This is a genomic window from Bremerella cremea (assembly GCF_039541315.1).
GTDB lineage: Bacteria > Planctomycetota > Planctomycetia > Pirellulales > Pirellulaceae > Bremerella > Bremerella cremea.
In genome coordinates this window covers 804,503-820,355 of the sequence record NZ_BAABFZ010000003.1, presented here as the reverse complement: position 1 = coordinate 820,355, position 15,853 = coordinate 804,503, and the positions used below count along the sequence as shown (strand labels likewise).

The following is a 15,853-nucleotide window of genomic DNA, read 5'->3' as shown; positions in this document are numbered from 1 at the left end:
ATCTGGAGTACGCTTAATATCTTTGAAGGAGTTTATCCATGGGTCTGGCATCGGCACTATCGACCGCTTTGACAGGGATGACCGCCGCGGAAACGCAGATCGACGTTACCGGCAATAACCTGGCCAACTCGCAAACGGTCGGCTTCAAGGCGTCGGAAGCTCGGTTTGCGACGCAGTTCCTGCAGACCCAAAGCTTGGGGTCGAAGCCGACTTCTTCAAACGGTGGTACCAACCCACGTCAGACCGGTCTGGGTACGAAGGTCGCCGAAATCACCCCGAACTTCACTCAGGGTACGATCGAAGTCAGTAACAGCCCTTCCGACCTGGCGATCCAGGGCGACGGTTTCTTCATTGTCGAAGGTGGCAACGGCGAAACGCTGTATACCCGTAACGGTATCTTCAAGACTAACTCGCAGAATGAACTGGTGACGATCACCGGCCAACGCGTACTTGGTTTCGGTATCGATGAAAGCTTCCAAATCCAACGCACCCAGTTGGTGCCTCTGACCATTCCGCTGGGTGCGAAGAGTGTGGCCAAGGCGACCGAGAACGTTTACCTCGAAGGTACGTTAACCGCAACGGGCGACCTGGCAACGCAAGCTCAGGTGATTGAAAGTGCCATTCTCGGTAATTCGGCCGTGCCGCGACCAGATACGACCTCCTCGTCGGTCGGTGTCTCCGCGCAGCCGAGTATTGCCGCGACCACCTCGGCATCTGCCGTGACCCCAGGCGTTGCGACTACGACTGATGCGCAGACCGAAGGTGCCGGTGGTAACGTTCCCGATGGTAACTTCAACTATCGCTTCACGTTCTCGAACGTCGGGCTGTCGGGTGAAACGTTGGCTTCGGCAGACTACGCCGTCGCGTTGGCAGATGGGAATGCCTCGGCTAACGACAATACGGTGACCTTCACCGATCCTCCGCAGTCGAGTTCTTTCTCGCAGTTGAACATGTACCGCAGTAATGACGGCGGTGCGACCTACTATCTGGCGAACTCGTTCGCCATGGGCGCCGCCGTTGAAGATACGGCCGCCGCTCCGACCGCTACGCAGTTGTCCGCTTCGATGATCGGTGGAACCGGTGTCGACGGTATGCTCGATGGCGGCGACGTGTATCAGTACCGCTACACTTACCTCGATTCCGACGGCAACGAAACTGCTCCGTCGAACTCGCACACCGTGACCGTGTCGGGCGCTCCGGCCGATGGCAACGGTTACTCGATTCTGCTGGACAATATTCCAACCAGTGCCGACTACGATTCGGTTCGTATCTACCGCACGCAGCCAGGTGGAGCGGACTTTTACGAGTTGGACACCGTTGACATGGCGACCGCTGCCGGTGGTTACATCGACGATGGTACGACGGTGCTGTCGACCAACCAGCTTGATGCCCAGACCATCAATGGTAACTACACGTACCTGGTCACCTTCGCTCGATCGGGTGAAGAAGAAAGCCGACCATCGTTGGCCCTGGGGCCACAAAACGTGGTGAACGGTCGAATCGAGCTTTCCAACTTGCCGATTCCGCCAACCCCGCCAGCCGAAGGTGGTTTTCCGGCTTACGATAAGGTTCGCATCTATCGTAACCTTTCCACCGACTCGTCGTCGTTCTACCTGGTCGATGAACTCGATCCTGGCGAAGACTACATCGACACCAAGGCCGACTCTGAAATCTCGGACTTGTCGATCACCGGCAACAAGACGATCGACCTCGATGGCCCGAAGATCGACTCCAATACCTTGCTGGTCGACGTCGTCAAACGTGATGGTTTGAACTTTGAGAGCGTCTTTGAAGTGGGTGAGCTGAGCTTCACTGGCTACAAAGGCGAACGCAAATTGGATGATCAGACGTTCACGATCACCGACACGACGATCGTGCAGGAACTGCTCGAATTCATTCGGGCATCGACAGGTATTCAGCCATCGGTCAATGGTAACGCCAATCCGATTCCTGGTTCCGAAAACGACATCCCTGGTGAATCGACTGCCCTGACCCAGGGGCTTTCGATCCAGGATGGTCGCATCCGAATCGTCTCGAACAACGGTGTCGACAATGGCGTTGATATCAAACTGTCATCGTTCACGCTGGACAACAACAGCGGCGTGCTTCAGAACCCGAACCTCAACTTCGGTACCGTGCAAGAGGCGGTCGGTCAAAGCACGGTTTCCGACTTCGTGGTTTACGACACGCTGGGTATCCCCGTTAATGTTCGTGTGACCGCCGTGCTGGAGCATCGAGATGGTACCAATACGGTGTATCGCTGGTTTGCCGACTCGCCGGACAACGACGCCGCCATGGACACCGGCGACATTGGTGAAGCCCAGATTGCGGTTGGTACCGGCCTGATCTACTTCGACGGTGATGGTAACTTCGTCGGAACCGATAACAACACGGTTACCATTCAGCGTCGCGACGTTCCTTCGCAGTCGCCATTGGAATTCGACCTCGACTTCACGCAGTTGTCGGGCCTGGCCCAGGACGAACCTACCCTCAACGCTTCGCGACAGGATGGTTCGGGGACGGGTACCCTCAACAGCTTTATCATTGGCGAAGATGGTGTGATCCGCGGTGTGTTCTCGAACGGTGTCGACCGCGACCTTGGTATGTTGCAGTTGGCTCGCTTTGGTAACCCGGCCGGTTTGGAACAACGTGGTGAAAACCTGTTTGCCACCGGCGTGAACTCCGGTTTGCCAGTCACCGGCGATCCGGGGGCGGATGGCCTGGGTGATGTGATCGCTGGTGCGGTCGAACTGAGCAACACCGATATCGGCGGTAACCTGATCGATCTGATCCTGGCGTCGACGCAATATCGTGGTAGCTCTCGAGTTATCACCACGGCTCAGCAGTTGTTTGACGAACTTCTGAACCTGCGTCGATAAAACGCTAGCACGGCACTAAATCTGACCTAAGTTTGAACGCCTAGTGCGCACCAGAGGTGCACTAGGTGTTCGGTGCTTCGAACGGGAGCGGTTTGCGATGATCAAGTTGACCCACCTTGCGGGCGAACCTTTCGTCTTGAATGCGGAGCTGATCCGCTACATCGAGGCCAGCCCCGACACGTTCATCACCCTGGTGAACGGGGACCGAATTGTTGTCCGCGAGGGAACTGACGTTGTGGTGGATCGTGTAATTGAGTACCACCAACGCAAAAATCTGTTGCCTCCTGGTATAACCAGGCCCAATTCCGGGGAAACTTAGAACAAAACGTTATGGATATCGCATCCGTCGTCGGACTGCTGGCTGCCTTTGGGCTGATCTTGGTCGCGATCTTGATTGCACCAGGTTCTTCGCTCATGGCGTTCATCGACGTGCCATCGCTTTTGGTGGTGTGCGGCGGGGCACTTGCGGCGTGTCTGATCGCCTTTCCGCTGAAGTCGATGCTTGCGATGCCGATGACCATCAAGGTGGTCTTTCTGAACAAAGCGGTCGACTACGGCGCATTGATCAAGCAGATCGTCAGCCTGGCAGAAACTGCCCGTCGTGATGGTCTTCTGGCCCTGGAAAATCGCATTGGCGAGATTGATAACCCGTTTATCATCACCGGAATTCAAATGGCAGTCGACGGTACGCGGCCGGATGCTATTGAAGATATCATGCGAACCGAAATGGACGCCGTGTCGACCCGTCACCGTGATGCCAAGGCTGTCTCGGACCAGATGGGACGTTTCGCTCCAGCGTACGGGATGATCGGAACGCTGCTTGGTCTGATCATTATGCTCGGTAATATGAGCGATCCGAGCTCGATTGGTTCCGGTATGGCCGTGGCGTTGCTCACGACGCTATATGGAGCGGTCGTGTCGAACGTGCTCTTTCTGCCATTCTCGGAAAAGCTTGGCTTCCTCAACAAGCAGGAGCTGCTGGGCATGGAAATCGTGATCCGAGGCATCATGTCGATTCAGTCGGGCGAGAACCCACGCGTGATCGAACAGAAGCTACGCACGTTCCTGCCGCCGTCAGTTCGCGCCAAGATGGACGCCGATAAATAAAGGGGCTGTGCCGTGGATGATGACGAAGGAGACGCAGGGATTCCCGAGTGGGTCGTGACCTTCGGCGATATGATGTCGCTGCTGCTGACCTTCTTTATCATGCTCGTCTCGATGAGCGAGATTAAAAAGGACGAACAATACCAGGCCCTCGTCGAATCGTTTCGACGTCAGTTCGGGCATGATAGTTCGATGGAAAGCGTGATCGCCGGCAACGCGAAGCCACGTAACTCGAATCTTGCCAAGCTGGCCACCATGGGACGTGCCAAGCGATTCTCAACGCACGCTGGTGGCGACAAAGTGAAAGCTCCAGTTGGGGATAGTCCGCAGGTTCGGATTATCCGGCCCGGATCGAAAACCGCGATTGGAACGGTTGTCTACTTCGATGAAGACAGCGACAAGCTGACCGACGCCGCCAAAGAAGCGCTTCAGGCCCAAGGTCTCGAGTTTGGTGGGAAACCGCAGAAGATCGAAATCCGCGGCCATACCTCGCTCAAGCCATTGCCGAAAGACAGTCCCTTCAAATCGCATTGGGACCTGGCTTACGCACGCTGCGTGAAGGTAAAGGAGTTCCTGATCTCGTTAGGGATCGACGAACGACGTATTCGTGTCGCGGTTTCGGGCAAAAACGAACCCTTCCACATCGGGACCGATCCGCTGCTGCTCAAGCAGAATCCACGGGTCGAGGTCTTCCTGTTGGACGAGGTCATTGACGACCTGGTCGGCACCGCCCAAGAGCAGGCCAATCGCCGGGCTCCGCCAATCGAGGCAACTGGAAAATAGCGTCGGACGCGCACATTTTCGCATGCTACGTTTAGGAAGCGTAGTAAGAAGTGACCTTCCAATAAGCGGAAATCATGTCCGATTCAGCGACAAGTCCGGTACCTCAGGATGCAAAAAAGGGCCCACCCATGAAAGCGAAATTGCAAATTCTGGGGGGCATCCTGGTTCTGGTGATCCTTGAATGTGCCGTCGCGTACATCGTAATCCCTAGTCCGCAGGACGTGATTCGGGCCGCAGAAATGCAAGCCCAGGTAGCCGAGGCGGAAGGGGAAGAGAACGTCGACGAACCGAAGCCATTGGCTCCGAATGAAGAGACCGTCGAGATCGATCTGGGCGATCCGTTTGGCATTACGGCCTATCGTCCGTTGAGCGAGTCGACCATGCGAATCGACTTCCATCTGTATGCTACCATCCGTGCCAGCGACCAGTCCGACTTCGAGGCTGCGATGGAAAAGAACAAGAACCGCTTCCGCGAACAGGTGATCGTCACCGTCCGCAGTAGCGACGAAGGCGAATTGACCGATCCAAGTTTGGGGTTGCTCAAGCGTAAGATTTTAGAGAAAACCAACAACATCCTCGGAAAACCAATGGTTCATTCCATTGTTTTCAGTGAGTTTTCTTTCGTCGAGCAATAAGACGCCGACCGCGACATTATCATCTGGAATGGAATCCGATGACTGACGATCAAATGGGACAGGACGAGATTGAAGAACTGCTTCGTCAGGCCCAAGGGGCTGAATCGAGTGCCAGTGCTCCTCCGCCCCAGCCCAAGGAAGAGCTCGAATCTCTTGATCAAAGCGAGATCGAAGCCTTGTTCCAGCAGCCAGGATCTTCCGGACCTCCGAAGCCAGCAGCATCGCCCCAGGCGGCGCCTGCCGCCGCGCGTCCGGCTGCACCGGCAGCTTCCGCGGCTAGTGGCGATGGTCCTTCCGATATGGAATACCTGCTGAACCAGGCCGAAGCTGCCCTGGCTTCTCTCAGCTCTCCCAACGAAAACCTGCCAGCCGGAATCGCTCCGTTTACATTACGAGACTTTGGCGGCTCTCCTGCGAGCACCGATAAGGCCACCCTCGATCTGGTTCGCGACGTCGAACTGGAAGTGAAGATCGAACTGGGCCAGGCTGAAATGCACCTGCAGGAAGTGCTGCAGATGAAAAAGGGCTCGGTCGTGCCGCTCGATAAGCTGGCAGGCGACCCGGTCGATGTCTTCGTGAATGGGCGTCTGATTGCCCGTGGCGAAGTGTTGATTCTCAACGACAACTTCTGTGTTCGTATTACCGAACTGATTGTCGGAGACGCGGTGGTCTAAGTGACGACCGCAATTTGCTAGCAGGATCGGCCAGCCAGTCTCTCGGATTCGTCTTGAGCCAAGTCGCCCCAGTTCCTAAGATGCCACACCCCTCGTTTTCGAGCGGGTGATGGGAGGCGGCAGGAAGCTAACTCCCCACTATCTTTTTCGGCCTGATCGCTGCGGCGACTTGAGGAATATCGGGAAGATTTTCATGCGGAACGGAATCCTGGGCGGGTGTCTGGCTTTGTTGGTGTCGTTGACCTGGTCGAACATGGTCGTGGGGAACGACTATGCCGGCTCGCAGGTACCGCCGAATCGACCTCTTCAGATTCGCGAGCAGCAGCAACAGATGCCGGCCGAGTTTCCTCCTTTGGCTCAGGCCCTGCATGTCGAGCAGCTTCCTCCCGAGCAGGCCGGCAATGCTCAACCAGTGGCGGCAGAACTCCCTCAGCCCGGCGAGCCGTTGCCATTGCCAAAGCGAAACGACACACCTGCGGAATCGATGTCGTTGCCATCATTCAATTTCAAAGGCAATCAAACCGCCAGCATCGCGGCCAGTTTGTTCGTGGTGGTTGGCTTGTTTCTGGTGTTTGCCTGGGTTGGTAAGAAGAACATGAAGCCCGGCTCAACCCGGCTTTCCAAAGAGATTCTGCAAGTCCTCGGTAAGAGCCAGCTCAGCGGCAAGCAGCAGCTTGAACTCGTTCGCGTGGGTCAGAAACTGCTGCTGCTGTGTGTCACTTCCAGCAGTGTCGAAACGCTGACCGAGATCACCGACCCAACCGAAGTCGAACGCCTGTTGACGATCATTCGTCAAGACTCGCCGGGCAGCATGACGGCGACCTTTCAGGAAGTGTTGACGCAGATGGGACACAAGCCAACTCGCGGATTCCTGGAGGCTTAACGATGCGAACCTTGCTGCTGATCGCCATTGCTCTGCTGGGAACACTTTCGCTCGACTCGATCGCGCTGGCTCAGAATGGCACGTCGATCCCCGACATGCTGATCGAGTCGCCGCTCGATCGTCCGGTGCAGAAAGAAGTCGAAGACCTGAGCGACTTCGTCAAAGCGGGACCAGAGCATTGGACCAGTCCTGAAGGACTTTCCAGCACGATTCAAATCATGGTGCTGTTGACCGTGATCAGTATCGCTCCGGCGCTGCTGATCATGACGACCAGCTTCATTCGCATCACGATCGTGCTGGGGCTTTTGCGACAAGCAATCGGCACGCAGCAGTTGCCGCCAAGCCAGGTGATTACGGCGCTGGCAATGTTCATGACGTTCATGGTCATGCATCCGTACTGGCAAGAGGTTTACCACGAAGCGATCGGTCCTTACACGCGTCAGGAAATTAATCCTGCCACCGGACAGCCATTCAAACTGTTCGCGGAGGACGACCCGGTGACCGGTGCCCCAGGGCCTGACGAAGCTTGGGAACGGGGTGTCCTGCCGATTCGCCGCTTCATGTCGAAGCAGATCGATATCGCCGGTAACAGCGACGATGTCTGGATGTTCTTCGAGTTCCTGCCGAAGAAAACTCGCGAAGAAATCGGCGAACCAAAGTCGTACGACGACGTTCCGCTGCAGGCGCTTGTGCCTGCCTTCATGCTGAGTGAATTGAAGACTGCCTTCCTGATTGGCTTTCAGATCTACCTGCCATTTTTGATTCTCGACATTGTGATCGCCAGCGTGACGATCTCGATGGGGATGATGATGTTGCCGCCGGTGATGATCTCGTTGCCGTTCAAAATCTTGCTGTTCGTGCTGGTCGATGGCTGGACGCTGATTGTCGGCATGTTAATGCAAAGCTTTGCCCCCACCCTTTAACGAAAGCCTCGCCGCATGGATGCGCAAACGACAATCGATCTTACCCGTCAGGCAATGACCATGTGCCTGATCATTGGTGCCCCGGTGCTGATTGTCGGCATGGTGGTTGGTCTGCTGATCGGCTTTCTGCAGGCCTTGACCCAGGTCCAGGACCAAACGGTTTCGTTCGTCCCGAAGATCCTGGCGATGGCGGTCACCCTGGCATTCACCTTGCCCTGGCTCTTTCAGAAGTTGGCGAGCTACAGCATTGAATTGTTCAGTCACATCCCCGATCGAATCGCGGGTGGTTAGTCGCAGGCTGAAGGGGGCGTGACATGGAATTGCTCCGGTATCTGGAACCGAGCCTGGAACAACTGCTGATCTTCGCGGCAATCGTGACGCGAGTTGGTGGCCTGGTGGCAACGGCGCCGGTGCTGGGAGCGAGCTATGCTCCGATCCAAATCAAATCGTTCCTGGCGGTCGCCATCTCGCTGATGCTGACGCCAGTCTTCTGGGACTATGACTTCCCCGAGCCAGGCAACGCGGCGAACCTGCTTCTAATTATGGTCGGCGAACTGTTGATCGGTTTGTCGCTCGGACTGGGAATCAAAATTCTGTTTGCCGGCGTGCAGATGACCGGCCAATTGTTGGGACAGATCGGTGGTTTATCGATTGCCGATGTCTTCAATCCAGCGTTCGACGACAACGTGCCGATGCTGGCGATTATTTTCGACCTGGTCGTTTTGGCCGTGTTCCTGGTGATCGGTGGACATCGCTTTTTGATGTCCGCGCTGCTGGGCACCTTCACCGAAATTCCCCCAGGGATTGCCGCCGTTGATGTACAGCTGGTGCATGTCATCCGCGAAACATTGGCGAACTCACTAATGCTGGGCGTTCAAGCTGCGGCCCCGGGAACTGTCGCGCTGCTGGTCGGTGTGTTGGTGATGGGCGTGATCAGTCGAACACTTCCGCAATTGAATCTGATGGCGGTTGGTTTCAGCATGAACACTATGCTGCTAATGGCATTCGTCATGCTGACTATTGGTAGCGTCGTGTGGGTCTTCCAGGGTTCAGTCGAGCCGACGGTCGATAATATTCGATCGATGTTTCATAGGTCCGTCGAGGCAGCGAAAAACTAGGCCATGTCGGACCAGGAAAAAACAGAAGAAGCAACCCAGCACCGGCGCGATCAAGCGCGCGAGAAGGGGCAAATACCGAAGAGTCAGGATCTGATCTCGGCGGTAATGCTGGCGGTTGCCCTGGGATCGCTCATGTATCTCGGACGCGATATCGTCGACTTCCTGGGGCAGTTTACCCGCGACGAACTGGGAACCGTCCCACCCTTGAATCCTTCCGAGTTGTGGGCGACCAACCACATGGCGACCGCAATCTGGCGGATGTCGATGGTTATGGTGCCGATGCTGGTCATTTTGTTCATCGCGGCCATCGCGATCAACATGATGCAATCAGGCGTGTTGTTTCTGCCAAATAAACTCGGCTTCGACTGGAGCCGCATCAATCCGGCGTCCGGTGTCCAGCGAATGTTCTCGCTAACGAACCTGATGAAGCTGCTCTTCGGCATCGGCAAGGTGATCATTGTTTCGGTAGTGGCCTGCGTGACGCTGTACTTCGAGATGGAAACGATCCTTGGTCTGTCGGCGATGAGCACGATTGAGGTGGCCAGCTACCTGCTGGATACTGCGCTATGGACCTCGATGAAGATTGCGATTGCGCTAGTGATTCTGGCGATTCTCGACTACGGCTACCAGGTCTGGAAGCAAGAACAAGACTTGATGATGACCAAGGAAGAGATTCGCGAAGAAATCAAATCGATGCAGGGGGATCCACAAGTGGTCGCTCGCCGTCGCCAGGTAGCCCGTCAGTTGGCCATGAGCCGCATGGCAAGCGATATCCCGAAAGCGGATGTCGTGGTGACCAATCCCACGGAGTTGGCGATCGCACTGAAGTACGACCCTTATGAAATGTCGGCGCCCGTGGTCGTGGCCAAAGGGGCAGGGAGTGTCGCTCAGCGAATCCGACGTCTTGCTCTCGAAAACAACATTCCGGTCGTGGAACGCAAAGAACTTGCCCGAGCACTTTATCAAGAAGCCGAGATTGGGCATCCGGTGCCGGCCGATCGCTACGCGGCCGTCGCGGAAGTGTTGCGTTATGTCTATGAACTGCAAGGCAAGCAACTGCCGACGATGGCCGATCTGGAACAAGCCGACCGAGATCGGGGCAGGGCAGCGTAAGCGAACAGCCTGCTTCTTTACGCTGCTTGCGAGCGACGAGCTTTCTTCGCCCACGCAATCCAATTCGTAACCTCGGCCAGGTCAGGCGGATCGCTACTGCGGATGATCCGCTGTCCTTCGTTCGTTTCGGCGAACTGCGTGACTTCGTTCAGCAACTGTTTCGCCGAAGCCCTGGCGACATCTTCCGGCGTTTCGTAACCGCACGCAGTCAGAAGTTGAGCGTCGTGTCCGCGAAGCATCGGGATGCGATAGGCCAGCTCGGCTTGGGCTTGCCACTGGGCGAACAACTTCGGCGTGATGTGTTTGGCCTTCAGCTTGGGAGCGACCGCTTTAGGGTCGGCGGCAATCAGTTGAGCCACCGTGCGGATGCCAACCGCAGTCAAACGCTTGGCGGTCTTGTTGCCGATGGAAGGGGCATCGACGACGTCGTCTTCCCAGTTGAGGTAAAACTTCAGCGTCGAATCTTCGACCGGCTTCTTCTCTTGAACCGCTCGATCAGCTCGAACTGTCTCCGATGCTTGGGGCGTTGGCTTGGCGGCAGGTTTCGGAATTGGCCGCGATGGTTCCGGCTGAGGAGCTTCCGCCGATTCGTCTTCGTCGAGCTCGGGTTCCGACACGCGGAGATTGATTCGGTTGCGTTTGGCGGGCCGAGGATCGGAGTGGACCGGCAACTCTTCTTCGTCCGGTTCGTCGCTCTTTAGCTTCGGGCGAATAGTTACGCCCTTCGTTGGGTGAAACTCATCTTTTCGCTCTGCGGTCTCTTCGTGAGGCGGCGCGTGGCGAGGCTTTTCAGCGGCTGGCTTCTTCTCGGCAGCGACCGATTTCGGCTCGACCTTAGGCGGTTCTTCTTCCACCGAGGGCAAAGGAATCGAAATGCGTGGCGGGGCAGGTTCTTCTTCGACCTTTGGTTTGGGCTTTGGCTTGGGAACCGCAGGTTTAATCGATGCGGCCTTCGGCGTCCCAGCCAGTCGCAAGCTCGAAAGGCTGACTTCCGGGAGCTGCGGCACTTCGTATAGCGGTGTGCCTGCTTGCTCGGCGACCTTATCGGGATTCATGTCTTCAAACAGTTCGTCTCGAACGGTTCGGACATCTTCTGGCAGATACTTTTCGACTTTGCCGCACTTCTGGTACTCGCGGAACATCCGTTTGACTTCTTCGGCTTGCTCGGAGTTCTCCATGCGGTTGGTAACCCACTGGATCGGCATCTCGAGCGTCGCGAAGACCGTTTCCACGACTAGAAAAACGGCAGGCGGTTCGGTGGCGGCTTCCTCGAAGGCTCGCGTCAAAATCTTGGCGATGCCAGCGATCGCATGCCCCAGAAGCTCGGCAACCAAATCGCGACAAACGACATCGAGCCCGCGCGGTGGATTGCGACGACCAAGTTTGAAGTTGTAGTGGTCGATCAGCGTCTGGTAGTGCTTGTGCGATTTCTCGGCCCCATCGCGGACCATCGTCTCGAGCCAGTCGGAACCGCTCGGAACGCGAACGGCCGGCAACCCGCGTAGCTCGGCCGTGGCTCGAAGCCGATCGTAAGAGCAACTAATGCTCCATTCGGCAGCCCGGTGAATGTTGTTCTCCGCTTCCGACTGCGCGGTATGAAACGGCATGATCGGGTCCGAGTAATAATGAGAAAGCACGCCAGCGTTATAAGCGACTTCGCACCAGTTACCACTGCGAATCGATTCGACCAACGTGTCGTACCATTTGCGGGCGGCTTTCTCTGCGCCACCCCAATAGTTTTGCGAGACGTGCAAAACGTGATTGCGGAAGTCTTTGAACTTCTTATCCGGATCTTTCGATCCGCGAAGGTAAGCCTCGTGGTGCTTCAAGAAGATATTGCGGCGCCGATCGGCCTGATCGCTGGTCAGATGGTTCAAAGCATCCATGGCCAGCTTGTGGTGCGTCCCATTGGCATGGGCGGCGTACAGAATATCGAACAGCAAATGCATCCGGGCGTCCTTTCCCGTCCCAACTCGGCGTTTGCGGGGTAAACGTAATCGATCGGTGACTTGCTATTCTAGCGAAAATAGGCTGTTTCCCCCAAGTCGGATTTTCCGCTACGCGTCGTCGAGCGGATATCCGTTCGCTTCGAAGTAACCTCGCCATCGTCGCTGGATCTCTTGGCGGGTCGCATCGTCCATGGTGTGACGGTTGCGGCGGAAGTCTTTGGTACGCTCGGCGTAGGCCCGGACGCCTGGTTCGACCTTGTCGAGGCCATCGAGCCCTAGTTCGCCATAGATCTTGCCGATCACGGCCATCGGGTCGGCGACCAGATCTTCGTAACGAATCTGGCAGACACGATCCTGCGGGACGGTTGCCAGGCCCCGATCGTAGGCGGCATACATCCGCTCGAAGCAATCGAAGACATACTCGCGGTAGTCATCTTTGGAGAACTGGAACGATTGAACTTCGTCCATCGTGTTCCACAAACGGACCGTCGACGCGAAGACGTCGTACGGATCGCGGGCAATATGGATAAACTTGGCGTCTGGGTAACGCTGGGCAAGCTCGCCAATACGGCCGGTATGGGTAGGAGACTTCAGGATCAAAGGCTTCTTTTCCTGAACGATCACCATCCGCATGAACAAGTCGAGCGTGTCGAGCCATTCTTCGCGGTCCTTCTCTGGCACTGCGGCCAGATCGAGGAAGTCCGGGTCAGGCTTCGCGTTGTTGGGGAAGGCCATGCGAATGTAAGGCGACATCTTACCCAGGTTCAGCACGGCGAATTCATCTTCCTGCGGTTTGTCCCACCCCATGGTCATGTTGTCCATCGGGCGATTACGGGGCATGAAGAAGCTGAAGTACTTCTGAATGATCGGCCCGTAATTCAGGAACAAGCAAGGAGCGAAGCACTGGATGGTGCTCGGGGTCGCGTAGCGATCGTCGGAAGACATCAATTCGTGCAGCAGCGTGGTGCCGCTTCGCCAATGTCCCAGGATAAAGATCGGGGCTTCAATCTTCGCCTCGCGGATCTTCTTGCCGAAGATCAGGTTCTGAAGCTGATAGCTGAGGCTGTTATTGATCGAAAACAGCGTCGCTGTGGCTGCCAGGCCAAGCTTGAACGGATGGATCTTGCATTGATTCTGGAGTACCAGCTTCGACCAGGTACCAAACCGCATACCATGCCAAACCCGTGGACTGTACCAGGGATAGCTATTGGCTTTGGGCTTCTTGCCACCGGCGGTAGCGTCGGATCGGCCCTTGGAATCGGCAGCGGAAGATGTAGCGTTCAAGTCGCTCGTTATCCTGATGGCGGCGTGAATTAAGTCTTTAGGAACCGAAGTTTACGTCAAAATCGCCGGATCGACTAGCGAAGCTCCCCTCATGGGGAGTGCTGGCGAGCATCACGATTGCGCCCGGAAATCACGGTGAATGCCGCTGCCAGTAGCCGGCTTGCCCGGGCGATCTTCGTCGACGGGGCAGCATCCACGGGCTAACCGCCGCTAGGTAGGCACGGAATTGCTAGCAGGTGAGCCCGTGGATAACTCGTCTGAGAGCAACGACTTCCACTCAATTGATCGATCTAGACACCCAAAGTGGGTTTCAGTAATCTTCGCCACGCTCGATGTCGGATCGGGCCGCAGAAAACTTGACACAATCCTCAAAAATAATCGCAAATCGTCGTGGATTTAAGTCTCAGCAGACTCAAGGACCTCATCTTACCGATTGGTATCATCACCAGCGTGCTGGTGATTTTGATGCCATTGCCGGCATGGTTGATGAACTTATTGCTGACCGCCAACATCACGGCGGGGGTCATCATTCTGCTCACGACGATCTACGTGAAGACCCCGCTTGAGTTCAATATTTTCCCGTCGCTACTGCTGGCCACCACGTTGGCTCGGCTCGTTTTGAACGTTGCGACCACCCGTTTGATTTTGACCGGGGCCGCTTCCGAAGGGATGGATGCCGCCGGCGGGGTGATCCAAAGCTTTGGCGAGTTTGTCGCCGGCGACCGGGTCGAAGTCGGGATCATCATCTTTATTATCATCGTGCTCATCCAGTTTCTGGTGATCACGAAAGGTGCGACCCGTATTAGTGAAGTCGCCGCCCGCTTTGCGTTGGATGGTATGCCGGGTCGTCAGATGGCGATCGATGCCGATCTCAACGCGGGCATCATCGACGAAATCGAGGCCCAGCAGCGTCGAGCCGAAATCACGCAGCAGGCCGACTTCTTCGGGGCAATGGACGGTGCTAGTAAGTTCGTCCGTGGTGATGCCATCGCTGGTATCGTGATCACGCTGATCAATATCATCGGTGGTCTGATCATCGGCGTAACTTCCGGCATGGAAGTCTTCGAGGCGGCGCAGGTCTACACCAAGCTGACGATCGGTGACGGTCTGGTAAGCCAGGTGCCTGCGTTTCTGATCTCGTTGGCTGCCGGTTTGCTGGTGACTCGTAGCACGGAAGAATCGAACCTGCCTGTCGAATTCATCCGTCAGCTGTTCTCGCGCCCCGAAGCCTTAAGCGTCGCAGGCTGTTTCCTGGGACTGCTAGTGTTCTCGGGGCTGCCGACATTACCGCTGCTGATCATTGGTGCCGGCTGCGTGGGTATCGCCGTGATGACCAAGAAGGGGCAGACCGATCAGACCAAAGCCGAGACCGAAGCGGTCGAGAAGAAACAGAAGGAAGAACAAGAGGCTGCCAAGAAGGACGACCGTATCGAGGATTACTTGACCGTCGATCCAATGGAGATGGAGCTAGGCGTCGGCCTGGTGCGTCTGGCAGCGCCGGCACGCGGTGGCGACTTGCTGCCTCGCATTACGGGCGTGCGGCAGAACGTGGCGAGCGAAATCGGCTTGATCCTGCCGAAGGTTCGTATCCGCGACAACATGCGGCTGCACGAGAACCAATACCGAATCAAAATCAGCAACAACGTCGTCGCCGAGAATACCGTCTATCCCGATGGCCTGTTGGCGATTGCCATGGGCGGTGCCAAGGGAGAACTGCCAGGCGAAAGGACTCGTGACCCTGCGTTCAATCAGCCAGCCGTCTGGATCGAACCTGGCATGCGGCCTCAAGCCGAAATGATGGGCTACACCATCGTCGAACCAACTTCGGTCTTGGCAACGCATCTGCAGCGAGTCGCCAAGAAGCATGCCGACGAACTGCTGACCCGCGACGCGGCGAAACACTTGATCGACGAGCTTCGCGAAACTTCGCCGGCCGTGGTCGACGAACTGATTCCGGGCGCGATGAAGGTTGGCGACGTGCAGGCCGTCCTGCAACTTCTGCTTCGCGAAGAAGTCTCGGTCCGTCAGCTGGCCCGTATTCTGGAAACCTTGGGTGACCATATCGGCCGCACGAAGGACCCTGTATGGCTGACCGAGTTCGTCCGTCACAAGCTGGCCCGGACGATCTGCACCAAGTACCGCGACAAAGAAGGCCGCATCTACGTGGTGCCTCTCGACCCGGCGATGCAGGACCGAATTGCCTCGGGCATTGATATGGAACGAGGAGCCTTCGCTCGCATGAGCCCTCAGGCAATCGAGATGACTTGCAAGTCGATCGCTTTGGGGGTCGAGAAGCTTCGCGAGATTGGTAAGCCACCGATCGTGTTGGTGAATCCACAGATTCGACCCGCTGTGAAACAACTGACCACGAACTTCATTCCCGATCTGATTGTGCTGAGCCACAACGAGATCACCAACGACACCATGATTGAATCGATGGGCATCATCAGCGACGCGATGCCAAACAATCCGCCGCCTGGGAAGGGGCCCAAGCCGCAGTAGTTAAGT

14 protein-coding genes are annotated in these 15,853 nt (G+C 56.5%); 12 read left to right on the top strand and 2 right to left on the bottom strand.

The genetic code is table 11. The annotated features are described in order from the left end of the window. The first annotated feature begins 38 nt into the window (after positions 1-38). The 11 genes from ABD890_RS05570 to flhB all read left to right on the top strand — a co-directional run bounded on the left by ABD890_RS05570 (position 39) and on the right by flhB (position 10,112). Positions 39-2,879, top strand: coding sequence for a flagellar hook-basal body complex protein (locus tag ABD890_RS05570; RefSeq protein ID WP_345086700.1), 2,841 nt, complete (start codon positions 39-41; stop codon positions 2,877-2,879). 97 nt (positions 2,880-2,976) lie between these two features. Next, on the top strand, positions 2,977-3,198 hold the full coding sequence (locus ABD890_RS05565; protein ID WP_345086698.1) for a flagellar FlbD family protein: 222 nt from the start codon (positions 2,977-2,979) through the stop codon (positions 3,196-3,198). 11 nt (positions 3,199-3,209) lie between these two features. Beyond that, positions 3,210-3,986, top strand: coding sequence for a motility protein A (locus tag ABD890_RS05560; RefSeq protein ID WP_345086696.1), 777 nt, complete (start codon positions 3,210-3,212; stop codon positions 3,984-3,986). Positions 3,987-3,998: 12 nt separating this feature from the next. Further along, positions 3,999-4,766, top strand: a complete 768-nt coding sequence (locus ABD890_RS05555) for an OmpA/MotB family protein (protein ID WP_345086694.1) — start codon at positions 3,999-4,001, stop codon at positions 4,764-4,766. A gap of 128 nt (positions 4,767-4,894) precedes the next feature. Next, positions 4,895-5,401, top strand: a complete 507-nt coding sequence (locus ABD890_RS05550) for a hypothetical protein (RefSeq protein ID WP_345086692.1) — start codon at positions 4,895-4,897, stop codon at positions 5,399-5,401. A 38-nt stretch (positions 5,402-5,439) separates the two neighbouring features. Next, on the top strand, positions 5,440-6,075 hold the full coding sequence (gene fliN, locus ABD890_RS05545) for a flagellar motor switch protein FliN (protein ID WP_345086691.1): 636 nt from the start codon (positions 5,440-5,442) through the stop codon (positions 6,073-6,075). 193 nt (positions 6,076-6,268) lie between these two features. Further along, positions 6,269-6,958, top strand: coding sequence for a FliO/MopB family protein (locus ABD890_RS05540; protein WP_345086689.1), 690 nt, complete (start codon positions 6,269-6,271; stop codon positions 6,956-6,958). 95 nt (positions 6,959-7,053) lie between these two features. Then, positions 7,054-7,881 carry a flagellar type III secretion system pore protein FliP gene (locus ABD890_RS05535; protein ID WP_345090840.1) on the top strand — a complete coding sequence of 276 codons (828 nt, stop codon included), beginning with the start codon at positions 7,054-7,056 and terminating at the stop codon, positions 7,879-7,881. 15 nt (positions 7,882-7,896) lie between these two features. Then, positions 7,897-8,172, top strand: a complete 276-nt coding sequence (gene fliQ / locus ABD890_RS05530) for a flagellar biosynthesis protein FliQ (RefSeq protein ID WP_345086687.1) — start codon at positions 7,897-7,899, stop codon at positions 8,170-8,172. 23 nt (positions 8,173-8,195) lie between these two features. Further along, the gene (locus ABD890_RS05525; protein WP_345086685.1) at positions 8,196-8,999 is read left to right on the top strand and encodes a flagellar biosynthetic protein FliR; all 804 of its coding nucleotides are present in this window, start codon (positions 8,196-8,198) and stop codon (positions 8,997-8,999) included. A 3-nt stretch (positions 9,000-9,002) separates the two neighbouring features. After that, positions 9,003-10,112: a flagellar biosynthesis protein FlhB gene (flhB, locus tag ABD890_RS05520; protein WP_345086683.1), complete on the top strand. Its 1,110-nt coding sequence runs from the start codon at positions 9,003-9,005 to the stop codon at positions 10,110-10,112. A gap of 17 nt (positions 10,113-10,129) precedes the next feature. Here flhB and ABD890_RS05515 read toward each other — a convergent pair whose 3' ends face one another. Further along, a complete protein-coding gene (locus tag ABD890_RS05515; RefSeq protein ID WP_345086681.1) occupies positions 10,130-12,061 on the bottom strand; it encodes a DUF4332 domain-containing protein in 1,932 nt (643 codons plus the stop codon). Positions 12,062-12,169: 108 nt separating this feature from the next. Then, entirely contained in the window at positions 12,170-13,345 is a 1,176-nt protein-coding gene (locus tag ABD890_RS05510; RefSeq protein ID WP_345086679.1) for a sulfotransferase family protein, read from the bottom strand. 390 nt (positions 13,346-13,735) lie between these two features. On the opposite strand from ABD890_RS05510, the gene flhA reads away from it, so the two are divergent. Further along, positions 13,736-15,847, top strand: coding sequence for a flagellar biosynthesis protein FlhA (gene flhA / locus ABD890_RS05505; RefSeq protein WP_345086677.1), 2,112 nt, complete (start codon positions 13,736-13,738; stop codon positions 15,845-15,847). The last annotated feature ends 6 nt before the right edge of the window (positions 15,848-15,853 follow it).

Excerpts from the sequence above, each read along its gene's own strand:
- ABD890_RS05550 (WP_345086692.1), top strand. The coding sequence starts at position 4,895 with ATGAAAGCGAAATTGCAAATTCTGGGGGGCATCCTGGTTCTGGTGATC.
- ABD890_RS05570 (WP_345086700.1), top strand. The coding sequence starts at position 39 with ATGGGTCTGGCATCGGCACTATCGACCGCTTTGACAGGGATGACCGCC.
- flhB (WP_345086683.1), top strand. The coding sequence starts at position 9,003 with ATGTCGGACCAGGAAAAAACAGAAGAAGCAACCCAGCACCGGCGCGAT.
- ABD890_RS05515 (WP_345086681.1), bottom strand. The coding sequence starts at position 12,061 with ATGCATTTGCTGTTCGATATTCTGTACGCCGCCCATGCCAATGGGACG.
- ABD890_RS05535 (WP_345090840.1), top strand. The coding sequence starts at position 7,054 with ATGCTGATCGAGTCGCCGCTCGATCGTCCGGTGCAGAAAGAAGTCGAA.
- ABD890_RS05525 (WP_345086685.1), top strand. The coding sequence starts at position 8,196 with ATGGAATTGCTCCGGTATCTGGAACCGAGCCTGGAACAACTGCTGATC.
- ABD890_RS05565 (WP_345086698.1), top strand. The coding sequence starts at position 2,977 with ATGATCAAGTTGACCCACCTTGCGGGCGAACCTTTCGTCTTGAATGCG.
- ABD890_RS05540 (WP_345086689.1), top strand. The coding sequence starts at position 6,269 with ATGCGGAACGGAATCCTGGGCGGGTGTCTGGCTTTGTTGGTGTCGTTG.
- ABD890_RS05560 (WP_345086696.1), top strand. The coding sequence starts at position 3,210 with ATGGATATCGCATCCGTCGTCGGACTGCTGGCTGCCTTTGGGCTGATC.
- fliQ (WP_345086687.1), top strand. The coding sequence starts at position 7,897 with ATGGATGCGCAAACGACAATCGATCTTACCCGTCAGGCAATGACCATG.
- fliN (WP_345086691.1), top strand. The coding sequence starts at position 5,440 with ATGACTGACGATCAAATGGGACAGGACGAGATTGAAGAACTGCTTCGT.